The organism is Dyella acidiphila (genome assembly GCF_014863405.1).
Taxonomy (GTDB): Bacteria; Pseudomonadota; Gammaproteobacteria; order Xanthomonadales; family Rhodanobacteraceae; genus Dyella_B; species Dyella_B acidiphila.
Map to the genome: position 1 here is coordinate 193,639 of NZ_JACZZA010000012.1, position 19,478 is coordinate 213,116.

The window sequence follows — 19,478 nt, forward strand, 5'->3', positions numbered from 1 at the left end:
TGAGCGGACAGAGCATGGCGTTGCGCCCGGCGACCAGTATCAAGCGTGGCTCCTGTTCAAAGTTGGCTGATGCGATACATGGCGGTAGCGTGCGCCGGCAGGTGCACCTTGATCGAGCCGTTGCCGGTCGCCTCGCTATGCGCCCACAGATCGCGCGAACGATAGTTGCCCGCCTTCAGGCCGATTTCGGCAGCAGCCACGCTGACATCGCGCGCGCCATCGCCTTCATTGAACACCACCACTGCTTCGCTGCCGTCCTTGAGCGGTTTGACGATCACGTGTACGCCATCGGCATCGCGTACCTGCTTACCCTGTACGCCGAGCGGATCCTGATCCACCGCGATCACGTCCTTGTTGAGCAGGATCTGCAGCGCGTCCGGCTTGATCTTGCGCAGATCGGTGCCGATCAGCAGCGGCGCGGCCATGATCGACCACAGGCTGAAGTGGCTGCGGTATTCGGTGTTGGTCATGCCGCCGTTGCCCACTTCGAGCATGTCCGGATCGTTCCAGTGACCGGGATGGGCGTAGCTGTCGAGCACCACGTTCTGCTTGAAGATCTTTAGCATCGAACCGTAGCTGTCGTTGATGTCGCCGGTGGTACGCCAGGAGCCGGCATCGACCGGCGGCTTGCCGGCCCACAGCCAGGGCTTGTTCTCGCCCCATTCGCACACGCTGAAGAAGATCGGGCGGCCGGTGGCGCGCAGCGCTTCGGCCATGGCGGTGTAGCGCTGCTGCGCATCCACTTTCTGGTTGTTGCAGTTGTCGTACTTCAGATAATCCACGCCCCAGGAGGCAAACGTGGCCGCATCGTCCTTCTCGTGGCCAAGGCCACCGGGGAAGCCGCGGTTTTCCTGCAGGGGTTCGCAGGTGGAGGTGCCGGCGCTGGAATACAGGCCGAACTTCAGGCCGTGCTGGTGGATGTAGTCGGCCAGCGCCTTGATGCCGCTGGGGAAGCGCTTGGGATTGGGTTGCAGATGGCCGTCCTTGTCGCGCTGCCAGTTGGCCCAGCAATCATCCACGTTGACATAGCGATAGCCGGCATCGCGCAGCCCGAGGCTGATGAATTTGTCGGCGATGCCGCGAATCATCGCTTCGTTGAATTCGTCGCGGCAATGCGTGGAGTTCCAGTTGTTGAAGCCCATTTGCGGCGGGGGCGGCGCGGCCTGGTCGGCCATGGCGCTGGAGGCGCCCAGCACAAAGGCGAGTGGTACCGCGACACGCAGCAAACTTCCAAGGGAACGGTTCATCGATTTCTCTCCACGATGGGTGAAACGGGGCGCCCGGGTATCAAACCCGTGCGCGCCCCTGGTCAGCAATGCGCAAAGCGTGAAGGTGCCTGAAGCAGGGGAGGCTTCAGGGCACCTTCACCACGGTCGTACCCAGCACGGGCTGCTTTAGGGTATTCAGCACGGGCTGGCCTTCCACCAGCAGGTCCAACACGATCAGCTGATTGTCATGCGGCTTCAACCAGACGCCGGGTACGTACAAGGTCCGCTGTGGGCCGATCTTCCAGGTGCGGCCGAGCGCGTGGCCGTTGAGCCAGACGAAACCCTTGCCCAGGCCGGCGGTGTCCAGGAAGGTATCGGCCGCGGCGTCGCCGGAGGCGGGCGCATCGAAGCTGGCGCGATAGAAGCAGGGCGCATGTCGGCAGGCGGCGTGGGCGTAATGCAATGCATCGCTATCGTTGAACGGCAGCGAGTAGATCTGCCAATCCTGCAGTGGCGTGCCCTGCAGGCTGACGCCGCCCAGGATGCCCTTGCGTTCCGTGCGCAGCTTTTCACCGAAATTGATGCGTCCGTCGTTCTGCACCAGCAGATCCAGCGTATCGCCCTTGGCCAGCTTCACCGGCAGGTGATCCTGCTTCAGCCGGCGATCGAGCGTGCCGATGCGCTTGCCGTTGACGTAGATCTGCGCATAGTCGTGCAGGCCGTTCACCTGCAGCTGGCCAGTGAACGGGGCGGCGATCTGCTTGCGATAAAGGATGTCGCCGTAGGCCTGTCCCAGCGCTTCCATGGTCTTCAGCTCATGCGAAGCGACCGGCGACGGCAGCGTATCCCACAGCGATACCGATTCATCCAGCTTGATGCCGCGAATGGCCTGGGTGCCCGGCGTGGCCGGCACCGGCGGCGGGGTGGCGCCGGTGTCCTGGATGATCACCTTGCGCAGTGCGGCGTACTTCGCCGTGGGACGGCCGCTTTCGTCCAGCGGGCTGTCGTAGTCGTAGCTGGTGACATCCGGCTGGTAGTTGTCGTCATCCCAGTTGGCGCCGTTCATCCAGCCGAACGAGGTGCCGCCATGGAACATGTAGAAGTTGACCGAATAACCTTGCTTCAGCATCCAGTCCAGCTCGGCCGCGACCTGCTTGGGATCGGATACGTGATGCGGGCCGCCCCAATGATCGAACCAGCCCACCCAGTATTCGCCGGCCATATACGGACCGCCCGGCTGCCAGGTGTGCAGCTGGGCGAACTTTTCCTGTGCATGGCCCACGCCGAAATTGATCACCTTGAGCAGATCCGGTAGCGAACCCGGCTGCTGGGCGCTGTCGGAGGTGTAGAACAAGGAGGCATTGAAGCCGCTGTCGATCAGGCCCTGGCGCACCTGCGTCATGTAGGCATCGTCATGGCCGAAGCTGCCGTATTCGTTTTCCACCTGCACGGCGATGATATTGCCGCCGCGATTGAGCTGCAGCGGCGCCAGCTCCTGGCCAAGCCGATGCAGATACCGCAGGGCCGGCTGCATGAACTTGGGATCGGTGCTGCGCACATTGGCATCGCCGTCCTTCAACAGCCACGCCGGCAGGCCGCCGAATTCCCACTCCGAGCATACGTACGGGCCCGGACGCAGGATCACGTACAGGCCTTCCTGCTGCGCCTCGCGAATGAACTCGGCCACATCGTTCTGGCCGCTGAAATCGTAGTGTCCCGGTTCCGCCTCGTGCGCATTCCAGAACACATAGGTAGTGATGGTATTGAGGCCCATCGCCTTGGCCATCTTCAGGCGTGCCCGCCAGTACTCGCGTGGAATGCGCGGATAGTGCATTTCACCGGCGATGATGCGGAACGGCTTGCCGTTGAGCACGAACTGGCCTTGCGCGATGGCAAGGCCGTGGGTGGTGTCGGCAGGAGCGGCGAATACCTGGCCGGCCAGCAGGACACCGAGCCCGATGCCCATCGAAACACGCTTCAATCCCTTCATCGAAACCTCTTGCCTTCAACCGTGATGGGCGGCCGGCTTCACGCACAGGCGCAAAGCCGGCCCTGCTGCCACGAACCTGCGTCAGAAGCTGCCGCGAACACCCACGGTGTACACCGTGCCATCCGCTTCGGCGTAGAGGAAGCGATTGGGATACACGGAGTAGTCGTAGAGATGCGCCTGGGTCAGGTTGGTGCCGGACACGAACAGCGAAAGATGGTTGTTGATCTTGTAGCTGGCGCTCAGATCCAGTTCGCCGTAGGAGGTACGCGTGGCGGGCTGCGCACCGGAGCCGTAGGAGATGCTCTCCAGGTAGCTGCCGCGCCAGTTGTAGGCCAGGCGCACCTGCCACGGACCTTTTTCGTAGTAGCCGCTGAGGTTGGCCGAATCGCCGATGCCCGGCACGGCGAACTTGCCGGAGGTGCTGATCACGCCGGGGCTGAGCGAGGCGCTGCTGTTGACGTGGGTGTAGTTGAACGCCATGCCCAGGCCATCGAACGGTGCCGGCAGCACATGCGTGAACTGATAGTTGAAGGTGACTTCTTCGCCGTAGATCCTGGCCGAGTTCAAATTGATCGGCTCGCTCAGCGACCAGGTCTGGCCGAGGAAGGACACCGGCGTGCTGACGATGGTGCTGAAGTTGCTGACCCGCTTGTAGAAGGTCTCCACCGACAGATAGCTGGCGTCGTCGATGTACCACTCCAGGCCGGTGTCGTAGTTGGTCGACGTATACGGCTGCAGGTCCGGGTTGCCCTGCGTGATCGTCAGCGATTCCGGGCGCGTGCCGAAGCTCTGGTTGTAGTACAGGTTGTTGAGTTCGGGCGGGGTCAGCGTCTTCGACAGCGCCAGGCGATAGACCAGGTTGTCGAGCAGATTGAGCTTGAAGTTAGCCGACGGCAGCCACTTGTGATAACCGCCGGTGGCCGACTGCGGTTCCAGCGGGCCGTAAGCCACCTGGCTGGCGCTGGTGTCGCTCGGGCTGACGTAATAGCTGATCGGCTCCTGGAAAATGGCTTCGGACTGCGAGGCCACGTCCATATAGCGGGCGCCGATATCCAGGGTCCATGGCTTCTCCCACATCGTGCCTTCAAACACCGCCTTGATGAAGGCTGCCTTGTCGGTTTCCTGCACCTCGTTGAAGCTGCCCGGATTGGACTTCGGCTGGAAGCTGCCGTACTGCGCAAGTGCGGCCAGCAGCGCGGCGCGCTTGTCGGGCGTCAACTGGTTGTAGGCGGCCGGGGTGGTGAGCCATTTCATGTAGGCCAGCGGATCGTATTGAATCCACTGCGTGGGCAGGCCCGGCTGCGATACGCCGCTGATCGGCGCCGGCGGCGTATACACGTACGCACCGACCGCGCCAGGGGGCACCGATACCGCATAACCGCAATACGCGTTGCAAAGAATGCTTTCCGGCGTAACCCACTGCACCGACTTGTTGTACTGCCGGTTGCGCTGCACGCCGAATTCGATCGAGGAGAGCGTGCCGCTGTCGAAGCTCTTGCTCAGGTTCAGCTGATACTGGGTGATGCCGTCGGTGACGTTGTTCGACTGGCCGCCCCAACTGCAGCAGTGCGCGTACAGGTCATCCAGGTTGGTGGTGGAAATGATGTTGGTATAGCTGGGCGGCTCGCTGCTGCCGTTGTTGGTCCAGGTCGGATTGACGCCGACATTGCGCGCGCCGATCACGGTGAAGTAGCTGTTGGCGCTCTGCTTGTCCCAGGCCTTGGAGTTGGATACGTCCAGGGTCAGCACGGTCGACGGATCGACGTCGAAAGCGACGTTCAAGCCGTTCTGGATCATGATCTCGTCGCTGGGGTTGTAGTCCACGACGTAGTCGTTCGACATCACGCCAGTGTTCTTGCGCACGTAATTCAATACGGTGTTGTTGGCATCCGTGGTCAGCGACTGGATGTCGTCGGCGTTGCCGTATTCGCCGAATTCATGCTCCAGCGGATCGACGCGATAGCCCGCGTACAAGGTGTCGAGCTTGAACGTCAGGCGGTCGATCGGATGCCAGTCGATCGCACCGCTGAAGCTCTTGCGGGTGCGCTCTTCGTCGACCACGTTGTTGGCCAGTGTTTCGGGGATGGCCACGTGGGTGTAGTTGGGGTTGCTCAGGCCGGATTGCTGGGAAATATTCTGATTGACGTACCAGGAGTTCGCTTGTGTGTTGATCTGCGTGTCGTCGCGCTTGTAGTACTGCACCGACGCCAGCCAGCCGAAGGTGTGATCCGAATTGGTCCAGCCGGTCAGGCCCGACACACGGGGCGTGGTCTTGCCGGCCCAGCTGCCGGTGAGATTGCTGTTGACGCCTGCGGCAGAGCCGGTGGCATGAAAGCCGTTGAAGTCCAGCGGACGCGCCGTCTGGATATCCACCACGCCGCCGATATCCACCTCGGGAATATCCGCCGACGAAGTCTTGTTGACCTGGGCGACGCTGATGATGTCCGACGGCAGCACGTCGAAGTCGAACGCGCGCGTGCCGGAGGCCGTAGCCATCTGGCGGCCGTTGATGGTTACCGCCACGAAGTCCGGGCCGAAGCCGCGAATGGCGATCTGGCTGGATTCGCCGCCGCTGCGATCCACCGATACGCCGGGCACGCGCTGCAGCGCGTCGGCCACGTTGGGATCGGGGAATTTGCCGGTTTCCTCAGCCGAAATGGAGTCGACCACGTTGACCGAATCCTGCTTGATCGACTGCGCGCGACGGATGGCCGCCAGCTGGCCGGTCACGCTGACGGCGCTCAGATCGGTGACTTTCTTGTCGTCCTTCTTCTTGCCATTGGCCGTTTGCGTGGTGTCGGCAGGGGCACTCTGGGTCGGTGCCGCCGTGGCGGGCGAACCTGAGCTGGCTGCGGATGCGTTGGTTTGTGCGTATCCCTGTGCGCTGTAGCCAAGCAGGCAGGCACCTCCCATGATGGCCAGCGCTTGGTACACAGAGAACGTCAGTTTTTTTCTTTGCATGGACTGCCCCTGGATGCGTAATGCTTGTGGACATGTACGTAATGACGAGCATGGCGCCCCGCGGTGCCATGTTGGTCTACTCAGATTGAGTCGCGCTTACCCCTAAGTGGCGCGACCGGTTGCCACCCCTCAGTGGCGATTCGTAAGCCGTGGTTCTGAAGCAGTTCCAAGGAATCGGCCGATGAAATCAGCTGCCTTGGAAGGTTTTCCAGCCCTGCTCATCCAATAGTAGTATTATTGGATAATAATATTCTCGTATCAGACGACAAGCTGCAGCGCAGCATGACCAAGGCCCCTTTAGCAGGCAGGCTCAGCCCGGCGATGGGTATCCGGTGCAAGGATCGAACAAGCACCGCACCGGATATCGCATCGGCGCAGCGGCTTGAATGCGGGACTGTTCGCGTACGAACATATCGGCCGCATCGCGATTGACTCGGGCTGTTCAAATGCGTGCAGTCTTTCGCTCGCATGCTTTGGTTTTTTTCGGGGAATGCACTACATGAAGCACGCGGTTATGTTCGGTTCTTTCTGCTTGATCATGGCCGGCCTGGCCAGCACCGGCGCACAGGCAGCCGAAGCCACCCGCGCATCGTTCGGCCACACCGCAGATGGCCAGAACGTGGAGATTGTGACCTTGACCAACAGCCGCGGCGTGCAGGCGCGGGTGATGAGCTACGGCGCATCGCTGCAATCGCTGCTGGTGCCGGATCGCGACGGCCATCTCGCCGATGTGGTACTCGGCTACGACGACCTGCAAGGCTATCTGGATCGCCGCCAGTATTTCGGTGCCACGGTTGGCCGCTACGCCAACCGCATCGCGCACGGCAGCTTCACGCTGGATGGCAAGCATTACCAGCTGACGCGCAACGAAGGCCCCAATTCCCTGCATGGCGGCAACCAGGGCTTCGATCAAAAGGTCTGGCAGGTGGTGGAGGTCAAGCAGGGACCCAATGCCAGCGTGACGCTGCAATACATCAGCAAGGATGGCGATCAGGGCTATCCGGGCACGCTCACGGTCAAGGCCACCTATCAGCTGAGCGAGGACAACCAGCTGAAAATTGCTTACGTTGCCACCACCGACAAGCCGACCATCGTCAATCTTTCCAACCACACCTACTGGAATCTCGCCGGCGAAGGTGGCGGTACGGTGATGGACCAGGTGCTGACCATTCCCGGCGAAGCCATCACCACCGTGGATGCCGCCTCGATTCCTGACGGGCACATCGTTCCGGTAGCCGGCACACCGTACGACTTCCGCGCCGGCAAGCCGATCGGCCGCGATATCCGCGACGGCAGCTCGCAGCAACTGCTGTTCGGCCACGGCTACGACATGAACTGGGTGGTCAGCAGCAAGGAAGTGGAATCGCATATGGTGGCGCGCGTGCAGGATCCGCATTCGGGACGCGTGATGAGCCTGTGGTCGAGCAAGCCTGGGCTGCAGTTCTACTCGGGCAATTTTCTGGACGGCACCACGGTGGGCAAGCAGCACCATATCTATCGCCAGGGCGATGCCTTCGTGCTGGAGCCGCAGCTGTTCCCCGATACGCCCAATCGTCCGGCATTCGGATCGGCACGGCTTGCGCCCGGCGAAACCTACCGCAACACCATTGTTTATCGCTTCGCTACCGACGGCGGACGCGTGGTGACGCATTGAACCAGGCATTGGCGCAGCAAAAAGCGGAGTGGGCACGATGAAGCACGCAGGACGGGCGGTATGGATAGCGGCGCTGGCCCTGGCGATGCCGCTGATGGCGCATGCGGACGATGCACAGCCATGGAGCCCGGCCAAGGCCAAGGCCTGGTATGCAAAGCAGGCGTGGCCGGTAGGCAGCGACTATCTGCCATCCGATGCGATCAACGAACTGGAGATGTGGCAGCCAGCCAGCTTCGATCCGGCGCGCATCGACCGGGAGCTGGGCTGGGCGCAGGCCCTGGGCATGACCACCATGCGGGTATTCCTGCACAACCTGCTATGGGACCAGGACAAGCAGGGCTTCAAGCAGCGTATCGACCAGTTCCTCACCATCGCCGCGCGCCATCACATCAAGCCGATCTTCGTGCTGTTCGACTCCTGCTGGGACCCGGATCCGGTGCTCGGCCCGCAACATCCGCCGATTCCCGGCGTGCACAACTCCGGCTGGGTGCAGGCGCCGGGAACCAGGATCCTCGACGATCCCTCGCGCTATCCGCAGCTGGAAGGCTACGTCAAAGACATCGTCGGCAGCTTTGCGCATGACCCGCGCATTCTTGCCTGGGATGTATGGAACGAGCCGGACAACGATGGCGGCGGCAACTACGCCGCGCAGGAACCGAAAGACAAATTCGAGCGTGTGGCGCAATTGCTGCCGCAGGTATTCGCCTGGGCGCGCAGCCAGCATCCGGAGCAGCCGCTGACCAGCGGCCTATGGCATCACGAGGACTGGTCCAAACTGGCCGCACTCAACGCGATCGAGCGCACGCAGCTGACCGAGTCGGACATCATCAGCTTCCACAACTACGGTTTTCCCGAAGATTTCCTGCGTCGGGTGCAGCAGCTGCGCGGCTATGGGCGCCCGCTGATCTGCACCGAATACATGGCGCGCGGCGAAGGCTCGACCGTGGATACGGTGCTGCCGCTGGGCAAGAAGCTGGATGTCGGCATGGTCAACTGGGGCTTCGTCTCGGGCAAGTCGCAGACCATCTATCCCTGGGATTCGTGGCAGCGGCCGTACACGCTACAGCCGCCGGATATCTGGTTCCACGATCTGCTGCAGGCGGACGGTACCCCTTATCGTGCGCGCGAAGCAGAGATCATCCGCGCCCTGAGTCGTGCGCCGCGAGGTGTGGTGCCGGCGGATGCCATGCTGTTGCCGGTAACGGACGCCGCGACCGCACCTTAAGTGCCGCAGCCTGCGCCGTGGACGCCGCTCAGCGTCCCTTGTCGCCGCGCCGCTTGTTGCTGAGGTTTTCGCGCGTATCCGCAATCACCTTCAGCATGGCCTTGTGCGCCGCCTCGGCATCCTTGTCGCGAATCGCCACCAGCACCGCGCGATGCTGCGGCAGGGAATACTTGAAATTGCTGGCGGTACGCGCCGACATGGTGAAATAACTGCTGAGCGCGGTTTCGATCACCGAAAACAGCGAGATCAGCAATTCGTTGCCGGTGGCGGCGAGAATGGCTTCATGGAAATCCACGTCCGCCGCGGTCCACGATTCCGGATCGGGCGCCGCTTCCATCCCATCGAACGCGGTCTGCATGCGCTTGAGCTGCGCGGCCGAACGATGACGCGCGGCGCTGGCCGCGGCGGCAGGCTCGATGATCTCGCGCATCTCCGACAGCTTGTCCACGAAATCCATGGTCGGCATCGTGCTGCAGCGCCAGGCCAGCACATCGGCATCCAGCTGATTCCAGAAACGCGCATCGCGCACGCGCGTGCCCACCTTGGGCCGCGCTTCCACCAGCCCCTTGGCCGACAGCACCTTCATCGCTTCGCGCAGCGACGTGCGGCTGACATCCATTTCCACCGCCATGCTGGCTTCCGGCGGCAACACCTCGCCGGGCTTCAGCTCGCCGCTGACGATACGCTGGCCGAGTACCTGCACCACATGCCCGTGCAGATTGCGCGCAGGCATCGGACCGATGCCGCTGCGTAGCCGCCGTGCCAGGGCGGAGCGGGGAGCGATGCTGTCACCGTCCCGACCGCTGCGAAAAGATGCCATTCAGTCGATCTCCTGCTGATTTCCATGCAATGGAACGGGTCGCGGACCGGCGAGCCGTCGCGGCGCCACACCTGCCGCCGCTGCCTGGGCATGATGCCATGAATTGGCTGGCGCCGACTTTGGCGCCTCCCGGCAGCCCCTAAAGCCATGCGCTTAGCGCAATAGCTGCGCTTGCATGGCGGCCGAACAGGCCGGCGCATCCGTTCTTCCTGACAGCTTGGTGCGATGCCAGGGAGCGAAGTCAGCGAAGATGTCGACGGCCTTCGATGACAAGTCTGCCTTTCCACCACTACCTGCACACTCAGTCGAAATCGCCTATTCGTGCATCGCTTAGGCCGGACATGGCCAGGTACCGGATCGGCATCATGGCAGTGACGCAACGTTATTACATGCCAACGAATAGCTTGCAAAGCATGCTTGCGCTACCCAAAAAAATTCGGCGTACAATGCGCGCATTCCAGGTCCACCGACCCGCCAACATGACACGCATCTTTCACGGTCCAGCTGTTTCAGGCGCGCGACGAAAGACTGCCACGCACAGACGCCCGACCTAGCCAGGGCACCCACACTTCCCGATCTCACGCACGTATCTTCGGCACGCGCCAGACGCGTGGATGATGATTCGCATGCGCTGCATCGTACGACCATATCGTCGAGTCGACTGCGCCGATCAACTTATTCATATATGAAGTATCCGCCATGCGTCTTGCGCATGCGGTGACTGGCGCATCCACCATCACCGCTCGCTGATCACTCATCGCATCCATTTACGACTGCCGGGCCTCGATGCCAATGGCCGCGGCCGCGCGCACTCATCGCGAGGTATCCATCGCCATCACCTGACGCAACGCATGCATGACCGGCCCTGGCTGTAGCCAGGCGCTTTTTCCCAAGGACAGACTTCCATGAGCATGATCATGATCATCCTGCTTGCTGTTGCTGCAAGCATCGTCGTACTAATTGCACTGGTGTTTATTTCCAACGCCATTGTCTACATCCCCAATGACCGCGTCGGCATCGTCGAGCGGCTATGGGGTGCGTCATCGTTGACGCGCGGATTGATCGCATTGAACGGTGAAGTGGGCTATCAACCGCAGGTGCTGCGCGGCGGCCTGCATTACTTTGTCCCGTTCCAGTATCGCGTGCACAAGGCCGATCTGGTGACCATTCCGCAGGGCGAACTCGGCTACGTGTTCGCACGCGATGGCCGTGAGCTGGTGGATGGCCAGGCGCTGGGCGAGATCGTCGAGGCGGATATCGAAGATGTAGCTGCCTTCCTTCGCGCCGGCGGCCAGAAAGGTCCGCAGCGCGCGATTCTTCGCGAAGGCACGCATGCGATCAACGTGGCCCAATTCGCCATCATCACGGCTGCGCGCGTGCACGGCTTGCTGCTGTCGGATGAGGAGAAGGGCACCGTCGAGCAGATGGGCCGTGTGCTGGCCGAACGCAAAGGCTTTACGCCAGTAGTGATCGGCGGCACCGCCTCCAAGGTGCTGCAATCGGACAAGGCCGCCGATGAGGACGCCAGCGATGTACTGGGCGTGGTCACCATCCAGGATGGTCCGGTGCTGCCGCCGGATGAAATCGTGGCGCCGCGCGTGGGCGATGACCCAAGCAACAAAGCTACCTTCCACAACAACTTCCAGAACATCAGCGCCTTCCTGCGCGCCGGTGGCCGTCGTGGCCGTCAGCACCAAGTGCTGGTGGAGGGTACGTATTACCTCAATCGCCTGTTCGCCACGGTGGAATTCATCCGCAAGACAGTGGTGCCGGTAGGCAGCGTGGGCGTGGTGGTTTCTTACTATGGTAAGGCGGGTGCGGATCGTTCTGGCGATGGCTACTCGCACGGCGAGCTGGTCGACAACGGCTGCCGCGGCGTCTGGAAGGAACCGCTGCTGCCAGGCAAATATGCCTTCAATACGTATGCCGGCAAGATCCAGCTAGTGCCCACTACCAACTTCATCCTCAAGTGGTCGAAGGAGGTAACCAACGCGCATAAATACGACGAAAACCTGTCCGAAGTCGCCCTGATCACCAAGGATGCGTTCGAGCCGTTGATGCCGCTGTCGGTGGTGGTGCATATCGATTACCGCAAGGCACCGCTGGTCGTGCAGCGCTTCGGCGATATCAAGCGACTGGTCGACCAGACCCTCGACCCGATGGTCTCGGCGTATTTCAAGAACACCGGGCAGACCAAAACGCTGATCGAACTGCTGCAGGAACGTTCGGCCATCCAGGAAAAAGCGGGCATCGACATGAAAGGCCGCTTCGAAGCCTACAACCTCGAACTGCAGGAAGTGCTGATCGGCACGCCGCATGGCAATACCGGTGACGCCTCCGGCCAGCGCATCGACACCATCCTCAACCAGCTGCGTGATCGCCAGGTCGCGAAGGAGCAGATGGAAACTTACGATCAGCAGCAACAAGCCGCGGACAAGGAGCGCACGCTGCGCGAAGCCCAGGCCAGGACGCAAATCCAGACCGAGCTGACCAAGTCCGAGATCAGCGTGAAGATTCGCACCAATGAGGGCGACGCGGCGATTGCCGCGGCGACCAAGGAAGCGCAGGTGATCAACATCAACGCCGACGCGGAGCGCAAACGCCAGATCGCGGTCGGCGAGGGCAAGGCTGCCGCCACCGAATCGGTAGGCAAGGCCGAGGCCAGCGCGATCCGCGCCAAGGCTGAAGCGCTCACCGGTGAAGGCGCACGCATGCAGCTGGTCAACGATCTGGGCAGGCAGTTTGCCGATGCATTGCGCGAGGGCAAGATCGCCATCGTGCCCAAGATTGCGCTTGGTGCGGGCGAGGGCGGCGCGTTGACCATGCTTGCGCAGCTGGCCAATGCTTTTATGGCTGAGCGCATGGAGTCGGGTGATGCGTCTGCTGCTCCGACGCTGACTGGCCGCGTCAACGAAACATAGATAAGCGCCGTGGCGCATTAGATGGAAGGTTTCCTCGTGTCCATCACCCGCCCTTGAGCAACAGGGATGCTGCTCAAGGGCATTCTTTCCGTGACGTCCCGCATCATTCACGCCAGCTCGAACAAGTGAGTAGTGCGAGCAGACTGATGCGACGTATCACCGCATCGAGTCACCCTTATTCTTCACGGACGAAACGATTAAGTCTTTTTTTGCGACGCGTATCACGACGTGTTGTAGGCACTTTTGTGGGTGAATCTCGACAGCGTCGCGGTGACGTTCCGATACTGGCTGCGCGTCGAGTCACGCATCCGCGGGCGTGAAATCGATGCAGTGCAGGCAGCGTGGTGTGTTTCGCTACCGCATCACCGTACTGAGATCGCCACCGTCTATGTCTGCGTGACAGGCCCTTGTGGCCCAAATCCATTGAGATAAGACAATGCAAAAAAAAGAAGCAAAAAAAGGATCGTCCATGGTGCTCGGTGCTCTATGCATTTCGATCGGCACCGCCATTTCGACCGCAGCATTTGCGGCCTCACCCATGCAGGGCGGCAGTGCGACGGAATTGCCCTCCGCTGCAGAGAAGCCGGCCAATGCCAGTTCGGGCGATATCGGCTTCCATCTATTGTTGGGCGCCGGTGCGGCGCAGGATCACATGGTGCTCGATGGCGAAAACTACACCGACCTGATCATGTCCAATGTAATCGCCGGCGTGATGTATGGTCACCTGGTTGATACGGCGTATCCAGGTATTCAATACAACAAGGATTATCTGTACGGCTCGATATTCGCCCAGTTGCTGCAGGAAAACATCCAGACGCAGCTTTACGATCACACCAGCGATCTGCTTGACCCGTCACCCGATCAGCAAGCCGTAATGAGCGTGGGCCAGGGTGGGCCCTATCAGATCAACTATTACGCGGCGGATATGGTGGCTGGCGGCTATGAGCCCAAAGGTCACTCGATGATCAACTACGTCGCCATCCAGAAGAACATCGGCTACACCATGGACACCGCCGCGGGGCAATGGGCCAAGCCAACACCGCAGTCGTTCAACAACAAGTATTACGGGCCGATACTGGCGGCGTATTTCCATTACAACGACTTCGTCTCGTTGAAGGAGGTGGGCAAGGACCCGAATGGCCCCTGGATGCCACCCTGGCAGCCGGACTACGATCATGCGCTGGAGAACTTCAAAACGCTGCCCAACAGCTTCCTCGACGTGCTGTTGAATGTTGCCTACAACCAGGGCTTCTACGGCCCGCTGGTGAGCCAATACAGCAAGCTGGGCGTAACAGCCACCAGCGAAACCGTCGACGCCGTGAATGCCTATGCAGCTGTGTGGGGAAAACAGGATACCTACCAGCAGTATCCCTATCAGGTGCACTACTACCTGGATCAACTCTACGACAATCCGATTCCCACGGATGACCCGGCAAATACCGTCATGCCGAAAAACCACGTGGTGTTCAAGGTGAAAACGTTGCGAGACGTATTCTCCAAAGTGTTTCAGACGCTGGATCATCTGGATGGTTCGGGCAAGGCCGTATACATCACGGCGAAGCAGGCCGAAAAGGCCTTTGACAGCGCACTCGGCAACTCGCATATGGGGCTCGGTGAGAAGCTGGATCTGAGCAAGACCAAGGATCGCGCCAAGATCTTCAAGCTGCTCGAACGTGCAATCAGTGGCCTGGAAAGCAATCTCGGCACGAAATTCAACGCCACCACGTTGACGCAGCACTAGATCCGGCTTTGTAGCGCTGGATCGCGGCTCAATGTCCTCAAGCGAGGGCATTGAGCCCTTCGGAACCAGTTGAGCCATCGTCGTGCACGAGCGTTGCGGATAAGCAGCACATGCATCTTGCGATACGCATCACGTTCTACCGTGGGCATCGCGGCCAGCGTCACTGGACAACGTTGTCATCGCACGCGGATACTCGCCGCATACCAAGAAACACTAAACGCATTGCACGCGACACCGTGCGGGGATGCGCGTGTGCGGCCGTCCATATCTACGCGAACGTATCGGCGTGCCCGTCGATGCGCGTGATTTGCTGCGATTAAAATTCTCCGGAGACAGCTTATGCCTGGAAAGACATCGACCATCTGGTCCACCCTTGCCTGCAGTTCCTTGAGTACCTCGATCGGCGCGGCGCTTTCCGCTGTCGTGCTCACGGCAGCTCCCGTCCAGAGCGTGCATGCGCAGACTGCGTGTGCCGCAACGTGGAGCGCCAGCCAGATCTATACCGCCGGCAACCTCGCTAGCGAGAACGGCGTCAACTACAAGGCGAACTGGTGGACGCAGGGCAACGATCCGGCTACCAACAATGGCGGTTCGGGCAGCGGCCAGCCGTGGACCGCGCAGGGCGAATGTGGTGCCACACCCACGCCGACGCCGACGCCGACGCCGACGCCGACACCGACACCGACACCGACACCGACACCGACACCGACACCGACACCGACACCGACACCGACACCGACACCGACACCGACACCCAGCCCGTCGGGTACCACCGGTACCATCAATTTCCATCTGCTGCTCGGTGCCGGCAGTGCGCAGGACCAGTTGCTGCTGGCCGGCGACAACTACACCGACCTGGTGATGTCCAACCTGATCGCCGGTGTGATGTACGGCCACCTGGTGCAGGAGTACTACCCCGGCATCCAGTTCGACAAGGATTACCTCTACGGCTCGATCCTCGGCCAGCTGTTGCAGGAGAACATCGCCACCGAGTACTACGTGGACAGCAGCAACCTGATCGATCCGTCGCCGGACCAGGCGGCGGTGATGGGCGCGGGACAGGGCGGCCCGTACCAGATCAACAACTACGCCGTCGATATGGTGTCCGGTTCGTATACCCCGGCCGGGCATTCGTTGATCAACTACGTGGCGATCCAGAAAAACATCGGCTACACCATGGCTACCGCGGCCACCCAATACAGCCAGGCCACGCCGGCATCCTTCAATAACAAGTACTACGGTCCGATGTTGACCGCGTATTTCCACTACAACGACTTTGTCGCGCTGATCGTGACCGGCACGGGGCCCGATGGCTGGACCACGCCATGGCAGCCGGCGTACGACAACGCCTTGAGCAACTTCAAGACGCTGCCCAATAACTTCCTCGACGTGCTGTTGAACGTGGCCTACAACCAGGGTTATTACGGCGGCCTGGTCGGCAGCTACAGCAGCCTTGGCGCTACCGCGACGGCGGCGACGGTCGCTTCGGTGAATGCGTACAGTTCGGTATGGGGCCAGACGGATACCTACCAGCAATACCCCTACCAGGTGCGCTATTACCTCGACCAGTTCTACGACAACCCGATTCCTGTCGGCAGCCTGTCGAACGTGGTTACTCCGGCCAACGCGGTGGATTTCAACGTGGCGAGTCTGGAAAGCGTATTTTCCAATGTATTCCAGACCATGGACTACGTCGGCAGCTCGGGCTCGGCCACCTATATCACCGCGGCGCAGGCGCAGACGGCTTTCAACAGTGCGCTCGCGCAGGCTGGCGTAAGCGGCACGGCAACGCTGAATCTGAGCAACGCCGGCGACCGCGCCAAGATCTTCAGCCTGCTGGAGTATGCGATCGGCGATCTGGAAACCAACCTGGGTACCCAGTTCAACGCCACCACCAATTCGCAGTTGTAGACCGTGTTGGCGGCACCGGTGGATCGCACCGGCGCCCCTGACCAATGGAAGGTCCGGCCAGGCGTGGAAGGTGCTAAGTTGCACGGCTGTTTCCACGCTTGCCGGAGTCGCCCATGTCCCGTTTGCTTCCCACTGTTCCTGGCGCCGCGCGGCGCAGGTTTTCGCAGCTTGCGCTGGCCGTGGGCCTGGCGCTGGCAGCCGGCGGCGCCATGGCGCAACAGCTGGGCGCGGACAGCGTGCCGCCGCCGCAGGACACGCCGTATCCCGGCACGATCACCCTGCATGTGGATGCCAACGACACCGCGCAAGGCATTTTTCGTGTGCGCGAAACCATTCCGGTGAAGCCCGGCGCGCTCACCTTGCTCTATCCGCAGTGGATCCCCGGCGACCATTCGCCTACCGGCCCGATCAACATGCTGGCCGGCATCGCACTCAGCGCAAACGGCAAACCGCTGATGTGGAAGCGCGACAAGTACAACGTATACGCCTTCCACCTCGATGTACCCGAGGGCGTCACCAGCATCGATGCCTCGTTCCAATACCTCTCCGGCCGCACCGACAGCGAAGGCTTCGAGATGACGCCGCTGATGATGGATATGGAATGGAGCAAGGTGACGCTCTATCCGGCCGGCTACTACTCGCGCGACATCACCTTCGTGCCCAGCATGACGCTGCCGCAGGGCTGGCAGTTCGGTACGGCGCTGGAAACTGCCTCGCAGTCGGGCGACACCACCACCTTCAAGCCGGTGACGTTCAACAACCTGGTCGATTCGCCGATCTACGCCGGGCAGTACTTCAAGCGCGTGGACCTGGGTGGCACCGCACCGGTGCATCTGGATATCGTCGCCGATGCGCCCAAGTACCTGGAGATCAGCCCCGAGCAGCTGAAGGTGCACCGCGCACTGGTGAGCCAGGCCGAGAAGCTGTTCGGCTCGCACCACTACGATCACTACGATTTCCTGTTCTCGTTGTCCGACGTGCTGGGCGGCAACGGCACCGAGCACCATCAGTCCAGCGAAAACGGCCTGGATGCCGATTACTTCACTGCCTGGGATGAGTCCGCGCCCGGCCGCGATCTGTTGCCGCATGAATACACGCATTCCTGGAACGGCAAATTCCGCCGCCCGGCGGATCTGTGGACGCCCAACTTCAATGTCCCGATGGGCGATTCGCTGCTCTGGGTATACGAAGGCCAGACGCAGTACTGGGGCTACGTGCTTACCGCGCGTTCGGGAATGTGGACGGCGCAACAGTTCCGCGACGCGCTGGCGATGGAAGCGGCCAACTACGACCGCAATCGCGTCGGCTTCCAGTGGCGCACGCTGGAAGACACCACCAACGATCCCACCGCCGCACGCCGCTCCAGCCTGCCGTATCGCAGCTGGCAGATGAGCGAGGAGTATTACAGCGGCGGCCAGATGATGTGGCTGGAGGTGGATGCCAAGCTGCGCGCGCTTAGCCACGACAAGAAGTCGCTGGATGATTTCGCACACACTTTCTTCGGGGTCGACAACGGCAGCTACGTCACCAAGACCTATACCTTCGACGATGTGGTGGCGGCGCTGAACAGCGTGGCGCCGTACGATTGGGCAAGCTTCCTGCACGCGCACGTCAATGCGCTCAATCCGCCACTGGAAGACGGCATTAACGGCACCGGTTGGAAGCTGGTCTACACCGAGCAGGAAAGCGAATTCGAGAAGCAGTACAACTCCCGGTCCGAGTCGTCGCGCCACATGTACAACTTCGCCTGGTCGATCGGCCTGACCATGGGCGAGCACGGCCAGATCAACGATGTGCGCTGGAATGGCCCGGCGTTCAAGGCGGGCGTCAGCACCGGCGCCACCATCGTGGCGGTGAACGGCCAGGATTATTCGAGCGATGTGCTGAAAAGTGCGCTCACCGCGGCCAAGCATGGCAGCGCACCGATCCAGTTGCTGCTGAAGTACCAGGGCGGCTATCGCACCGTGGCAGTGGATTATCACGATGGTCTGCAGTATCCGCATCTGGTGCGGGTGGAAGGCGCGCCGGATTATCTGGACGAGATCATCGCTCCGCGCAAATAAAGCGCTTCCCCCTCTCCCCTCCGGGGAGAGGGCCGGGGTGAGGGGGCAACCTCGCGTGATAGCTGTTGAAGCCGCGAACGATGGCTCCGAGAACTCCGCGTATTTGTGGGCCGGCCCCGCAAGCGCGGCCCCTCACCCCGACCCTCTCCCCGAGTGGAGAGGGAGCCATGCGGATCAGACCGATTTTACTTCGCCGCCATCCATGCGCAGCATGGAACCGGTCATCCAGCGTGCGCCGGGCGAGACCAGAAACGCCATCAGCTCGGCAATTTCCTCCGGCTGGCCATAACGTGCAATGCCAGCCTCGCGTGGAAAGTGCTCGGTTGCCTCCGCCACGCTCATGTTGTGCAGCGGTGCCCAGTGTTCCAGATACGATTGGCGCCGTCCGGTCATCACCGGTCCTGGCAGCACGCTGTTCACCTTTACGCCATCGCCGATGCCGCGATCGGAAAACGCCTTGGCGACCGCTGCGATCGCGGCATTGATGGTGCCCACGGCGGCATACGGCGCTTTGGGGAAAATCGCTGAATTGCCCGAGGTAAATACCACCGAACCGCGAGCCTGCCGCAGCGCCGGCCATGCTTCGATGGTGAGGCGCCGCGCACCGTGCAGCTTCAGCGCCATGCCGTTGTCCCATTGCTCGTCGGTCATCTCGAACAGGTCGATCTGCGGCACGGCACCGGCGATATTCAGCAGTGCATCGATCCGGCCAAAGGTGGCCAGTGTTTGTTCGACGACCGCTTTCGCCGCGCTTTTTTCAGCCAGGTCGAGATCGATAAGCAGCGCCTTCGCGCCGTTTGCTTCGACTGCCTTGGCGGTTTCCTGCAGGTGTTCGCGATTTCTCGCTACCAGCACCAATGCAGCGAAATCTTTGGAAAGACGGATAGCCGTGGCGCGGCCGATACCCTGGCTGGCGCCGGTGACGATGGCAACGGAGTTGGGCATGGGGATTCTCCCGGTTTCACTGCGTGAATGGATGCTGGT

General features: G+C 61.4%; 11 protein-coding genes. 6 read left to right on the forward strand and 5 right to left on the reverse strand.

Translation table 11 applies throughout. The features are described from left to right. Positions 1-56: 56 nt before the first annotated feature. The 3 genes from IGX34_RS17720 to IGX34_RS17730 all read right to left on the reverse strand — a co-directional run bounded on the left by IGX34_RS17720 (position 57) and on the right by IGX34_RS17730 (position 6,159). Positions 57-1,247, reverse strand: coding sequence for a glycoside hydrolase family 27 protein (locus tag IGX34_RS17720; protein WP_192557064.1), 1,191 nt, complete (start codon positions 1,245-1,247; stop codon positions 57-59). A 106-nt stretch (positions 1,248-1,353) separates the two neighbouring features. Further along, positions 1,354-3,198 carry a glycoside hydrolase family 35 protein gene (locus IGX34_RS17725; RefSeq protein ID WP_225737565.1) on the reverse strand — a complete coding sequence of 615 codons (1,845 nt, stop codon included), beginning with the start codon at positions 3,196-3,198 and terminating at the stop codon, positions 1,354-1,356. Between the two features lie 81 nt (positions 3,199-3,279). After that, positions 3,280-6,159: a TonB-dependent receptor gene (locus tag IGX34_RS17730; RefSeq protein WP_192557065.1), complete on the reverse strand. Its 2,880-nt coding sequence runs from the start codon at positions 6,157-6,159 to the stop codon at positions 3,280-3,282. Between the two features lie 499 nt (positions 6,160-6,658). On the opposite strand from IGX34_RS17730, the gene IGX34_RS17735 reads away from it, so the two are divergent. Both IGX34_RS17735 and IGX34_RS17740 read left to right on the forward strand, forming a co-directional pair. Continuing rightward, complete coding sequence (locus IGX34_RS17735) at positions 6,659-7,813, forward strand: aldose epimerase family protein (RefSeq protein ID WP_192557066.1); 1,155 nt, start codon at positions 6,659-6,661, stop codon at positions 7,811-7,813. A 37-nt stretch (positions 7,814-7,850) separates the two neighbouring features. Beyond that, positions 7,851-9,038, forward strand: coding sequence for a glycoside hydrolase 5 family protein (locus IGX34_RS17740; RefSeq protein WP_192557067.1), 1,188 nt, complete (start codon positions 7,851-7,853; stop codon positions 9,036-9,038). A 28-nt stretch (positions 9,039-9,066) separates the two neighbouring features. Here IGX34_RS17740 and IGX34_RS17745 read toward each other — a convergent pair whose 3' ends face one another. Then, positions 9,067-9,858: a FadR/GntR family transcriptional regulator gene (locus IGX34_RS17745; RefSeq protein ID WP_225737566.1), complete on the reverse strand. Its 792-nt coding sequence runs from the start codon at positions 9,856-9,858 to the stop codon at positions 9,067-9,069. 905 nt (positions 9,859-10,763) lie between these two features. Between IGX34_RS17745 and IGX34_RS17750 the strand changes: the two genes are divergently transcribed. The 4 genes from IGX34_RS17750 (at position 10,764) to IGX34_RS17765 (ending at position 18,494) form a co-directional block, all read left to right on the forward strand. Continuing rightward, positions 10,764-12,779 (forward strand): SPFH domain-containing protein, encoded by a 2,016-nt coding sequence (locus IGX34_RS17750; RefSeq protein WP_225737567.1) that lies wholly within the window; start codon positions 10,764-10,766, stop codon positions 12,777-12,779. Between the two features lie 469 nt (positions 12,780-13,248). Next, positions 13,249-14,520 (forward strand): chitin-binding protein, encoded by a 1,272-nt coding sequence (locus IGX34_RS17755; RefSeq protein WP_192557068.1) that lies wholly within the window; start codon positions 13,249-13,251, stop codon positions 14,518-14,520. A 339-nt stretch (positions 14,521-14,859) separates the two neighbouring features. Then, on the forward strand, positions 14,860-16,431 hold the full coding sequence (locus tag IGX34_RS17760) for a carbohydrate-binding protein (RefSeq protein WP_192557069.1): 1,572 nt from the start codon (positions 14,860-14,862) through the stop codon (positions 16,429-16,431). A 113-nt stretch (positions 16,432-16,544) separates the two neighbouring features. Next, a complete protein-coding gene (locus tag IGX34_RS17765; protein ID WP_192557070.1) occupies positions 16,545-18,494 on the forward strand; it encodes a M61 family metallopeptidase in 1,950 nt (649 codons plus the stop codon). Between the two features lie 174 nt (positions 18,495-18,668). On the opposite strand, the gene IGX34_RS17770 is transcribed toward IGX34_RS17765, so the two are convergent. Continuing rightward, entirely contained in the window at positions 18,669-19,439 is a 771-nt protein-coding gene (locus IGX34_RS17770) for an SDR family oxidoreductase (RefSeq protein WP_192557071.1), read from the reverse strand. Positions 19,440-19,478 lie beyond the last annotated feature (39 nt).